The sequence below is a fragment of the Micromonospora sp. NPDC006766 genome, assembly GCF_040636055.1.
In the GTDB taxonomy this organism is placed as follows: domain Bacteria; phylum Actinomycetota; class Actinomycetes; order Mycobacteriales; family Micromonosporaceae; genus Micromonospora.
Map to the genome: position 1 here is coordinate 1 of NZ_JBEYIX010000117.1, position 3701 is coordinate 3701.

A 3701-nucleotide genomic window follows, 5' to 3' on the forward strand; every position below is an offset into this window, starting at 1 on the left:
CAGCGGGGAGATATCTGGCCATCCACGGGGAGAACCCTGGCCATCAGCGGGGCGGTAAATGGCCGCCTATGGGGATCTTTCACTGGCCGCGGACAGCGGGGCGGTGGTGTTCGCGTTGTCGCATGGTGTTCAGGCAGTTGGGGTGCTCATTCCGCGGTGACTTCGGTGACGGCGTGCGGTGGACTTGTCGACGATGGGGACATGTGTGATCACAGTGTCGGTGGCAGGTCCAGCCATGGTTTGTCGGCGGCGTCGAATCCGGTGAGCTCGGCGATCTTCCCGTCGACGATGTGCAGGACCGCGATGGCGAAGAGCCGGTACTCGGGGTCGTCGGGGTTGCGCAGGTACAGCACGGCGGCAGGCATGCGGTTGACCGTCGTGGTCATACCGCGCCAGTCGTCGTGGCCGCGCTGGAAGAGCCCACCGGAGAGCCAGCCGTTGACCGCGTCTTTGGCCGTCGTGGTCACGGTGCCCGGATCGGGCAGCATCGCGAAGCGTAGGTCGTCGCGCAGCAGGGACATCAGCCTGTCGAGGTCGTTGCGCTCATGGGCCTCGATGTACGACTTCACCACGCCGCGCTCGTCATTCGACAGCTCGTGGGTGGCGGGGCTCCGCCAGTTGAGGCGGCGGTCGGGCAGCTGCTCGCGCATCGTCACACGGGCCCGCTGCAGTGCGCTGGTCACTGATGCGACGGTCAGCTCGAGGGCTTCGGCGGCTGTCGACGCCGGCCAGCCGAGGACGTCGCGCAGGATGAACACCGCCCGCTGCCGCGGCGGCAGGTGCTGGACGGCGACAATGAACGCCAGCTCGATCGTCTCCCGCGCCACCACCGATTCCTGTGGGTCCTCGGGGAGCATCCGGTCGGGGTACGGCTGCAGGTACAGCACCTCGGAGTCGGGGTCCGGCAGCTCGGACGGTACGGGTGTGCGGTCGTCGCGCTTCCTCAGGAAGTCGAGGCAGGCGTTCGTCGCGATCCGGTACAGCCAGGTCCGCAGGGCCGCGTGGCCCTTGAACGACTCCCGCTTGTTCCACGCTCGCAGGAACGTCTCCTGCGTCATGTCCTGGGCGTCCTCGTAGTTTGCGAGCATCCGGTAGCAGTGCACCTGCAGCTCACGCCGGTGGCGCTCAGTCAGGAGCGCGAACCGCGCGGTATCGTCCGCGCGGACCGCCGCGATGAATGTGGCTTCGGCGGCGCCAAGCCGTCTGGCGTCGGTCATGTCGTTAATCCTTCCACCGGTGCGAGAGTGCTAACTGAACTGACGACGTGGCGGAGGATTTCTGATCGGCGAAGCCACGGACACCGGGCCGTTCGCCGGGCCGGATGGGTGGGGTCGATCCAGGGGAGGTGCTCCGGGGTCGGGAACGCCTTCGATGTCGAGGTGGGGCCAGCACGGCTAAGCGTTGTTTTCCGGCGCCTGCTACTCAAGGGCCATCAGGGTCCGGAACTGGCTGAATCCTTCCGCACTCAGCCGGCTCGCTGGGACCTGATCATGACCAGGGCTGCTCTCTCCGCCAGCGCCAGTATTCGTCGAAGATCTTCGCCACGTCTCCGTGCTCGGCGCGTCGCTGTAGGAACTCGTCCAGCAGTTCAAAGAGCTTCTCGACGGCGACCTTGTTGAGGGCAGAGTCCTTTGTTAGTTCCTCACCGGTTGGCCCGCGCTCCATCTGCGACGCCTAGCCATGATCAATGTCGGTGAGTTCGGGATCCACCCTGACAGCTCTCGCGCTCGCAGGCTGGCTGAATTCGTCGCCGGACGTGCTCGGCCGATCAACGCCGAGCTCCGGCGCTCTCGAGGTGTACGCGCGGCCATCCGTCCGGCCCAAGTCGCGCGCTTTGGGCACTGCGAACCGTGTGGACCATACGTGGCGGAATAGGAACCACACTGGCCCCAACGGAACGCCCTCTCATCGGCTACATCCACTACGCCGGGAACGCCACGCGACGACAGGGGCAAGATGGGTACTTCGTTGCGGGATCGCGCCCGGGCGAGCAGGCGTTAGAGTCGCGCCATGGTGACCTTCCGGGTCGACGAGGCGACCCTCGCAGCCGAGGGCCTGCCCACCCGGCCGCTGCGCGAACTGTTCGGGGACGCGCTGGTATTCGGCGGCGATCCTGCGCTGCCGGTGCTCGTGCCGGACGGGGTGCATCCGCTGCTCGACGCTGTCGGGCGCGCGTTCGCCGATCATCGCCCGCTGGTGTTGTCCCCCGACGCGGTGTGGTTGACCATCGCGCAGGGTGTCGCCCAACACATCCGGCTGCACGCCGAGGAGCTGCGCCCCCGGTTGGTGGGCCACGCCGGCCGCAAGAGGCTCACCGTGGCCGTGGACGGGCCGATGCCGCAGGACGCGGCTTCCTGGCAGGACGTGGTGGAGTCATTCCACAAGCTGCTCGCTGCCGAGATCAGCGACGCTGACGTGTTCGAGTGCGACTTCTCCACCAGCACAGAGGTCGACCGGCTCGCAGGACGGATCGTCTTGCTCGACGCCTATTCGCCGTACTTCTCGCTGTGGCTGGTGTGCGTGTGCGGCATCCCGTCGATCACGTTGACCGGCACCGTGGAGGACTGGCAGAAGATCCGCGCACGAGTCGACGCGATCGCCGGGTTCGGCCTGGAGACTGGTGCCGGTCGCTCGCGCCGATCGCCGACCAGTTCGTCCGAGCCGCGTCCGGCGAGGTGGACGTGGCGTTCTGGCGGCGGATCTACAACCCCGTCGACGCGTACGGCGGTGAGGTGGTCACCGGCTGGGCAGCGCGACTGTACCCGTACCTTCGCGGTGAAGGGGTGGTGGACCAGCCGAATCCGCTGCTGGAGTTGCCCATCGACGAGCCGCGCGACGCGATCGTCGACGGCCGCGGCTTCCACCGCGGTGTCGGCATCCGCACCGACCAGGTACCCGCGACGTTGTCGCGGGCGACCATCAACGTCAACGACCGGGTGGCGGGCGACAACCGGGCGCTGGCCCTGCACGCCGGCCTGGTCGGCGTAGCCCAGGACGACGACGGCGGACTGCGGCCGGTGGCCGGCTGGTACCTCGCACCGGCTGCGGTGGAGATCGACGACGTGATCGACCGAATCGTGCGCGACCACCAGACCACCCCGCCGCAACCCATGAGCCTGTTCGACGCGCCCGCCGAGGTCGTGGCGCTCTACCGGCGCATCGGCTCCGCGAAGCTGTTCGACACGTGGCGGCTGCTGCCGGTGGCCGAGCACCGCCGGGTCTACCGCGGCCCCGAGGACCGGTCGCTCCTGGCGATCATCGACCTTGGCGACGGCCGAAGCAGCTGCGCCGCCCTCGACGACGAAACGTAGTCGGCCCACTGGGTCCTCTGCCGCGTCCAAGAGGTGGCGGCCGCACGGTCCGACGAGTTCGACGCCCGCTTCCGCCTGGTCGACGACCCCGCCGACGTCCCGGTATACGGCACCTCGCTCGCGCAGCTGCTCGACACCGCCCTCGACTCCGACGGCGACATCACCCACCTCGAAACCGGCCGACTCGATCAACTGGACCGACTCACCGGTTAGTCTGTGACGCGCTATCCGCAGTTCGGCACGACCGAACGCGTCCAGACTCGACAGCACCGAACAAGGCCTACAGGGAGTGACATGCCTAGTACGGCAGCCGCCGTTCGGGATCATGGCTGAAGTTCGGCGTTGAGGCGTCGTTTGTAGTGGGCTCGTCGGGCTCGGGCTTGATGCCGG

Annotated in this window: 3 protein-coding genes and 1 pseudogene; 2 read left to right on the plus strand and 2 right to left on the minus strand. The window is 67.8% G+C overall.

Annotated features, from left to right (window positions below; translation table 11 throughout):
• Positions 1-209 precede the first annotated feature (209 nt).
• Both ABZ671_RS32495 and ABZ671_RS32500 read right to left on the minus strand, forming a co-directional pair.
• Positions 210-1217 (minus strand): RNA polymerase subunit sigma-70, encoded by a 1008-nt coding sequence (locus ABZ671_RS32495; RefSeq protein ID WP_357865333.1) that lies wholly within the window; start codon positions 1215-1217, stop codon positions 210-212.
• A gap of 271 nt (positions 1218-1488) precedes the next feature.
• Complete coding sequence (locus ABZ671_RS32500) at positions 1489-1665, minus strand: hypothetical protein (RefSeq protein ID WP_357865335.1); 177 nt, start codon at positions 1663-1665, stop codon at positions 1489-1491.
• A gap of 345 nt (positions 1666-2010) precedes the next feature.
• Here ABZ671_RS32500 and ABZ671_RS32505 point away from each other — a divergent pair.
• Together ABZ671_RS32505 and ABZ671_RS32510 are read left to right on the plus strand one after the other, a co-directional pair.
• Positions 2011-3311 (plus strand): annotated as a pseudogene (locus tag ABZ671_RS32505) (DUF4419 domain-containing protein).
• 33 nt (positions 3312-3344) lie between these two features.
• Entirely contained in the window at positions 3345-3524 is a 180-nt protein-coding gene (locus ABZ671_RS32510) for a hypothetical protein (protein WP_357865337.1), read from the plus strand.
• The last annotated feature ends 177 nt before the right edge of the window (positions 3525-3701 follow it).

Bases quoted from the DNA above. Each gene is read 5' to 3' on its own strand.
- ABZ671_RS32495 (WP_357865333.1), bottom strand. From the start codon at position 1,217: ATGACCGACGCCAGACGGCTTGGCGCCGCCGAAGCCACATTCATCGCG.
- ABZ671_RS32500 (WP_357865335.1), bottom strand. From the start codon at position 1,665: ATGGAGCGCGGGCCAACCGGTGAGGAACTAACAAAGGACTCTGCCCTC.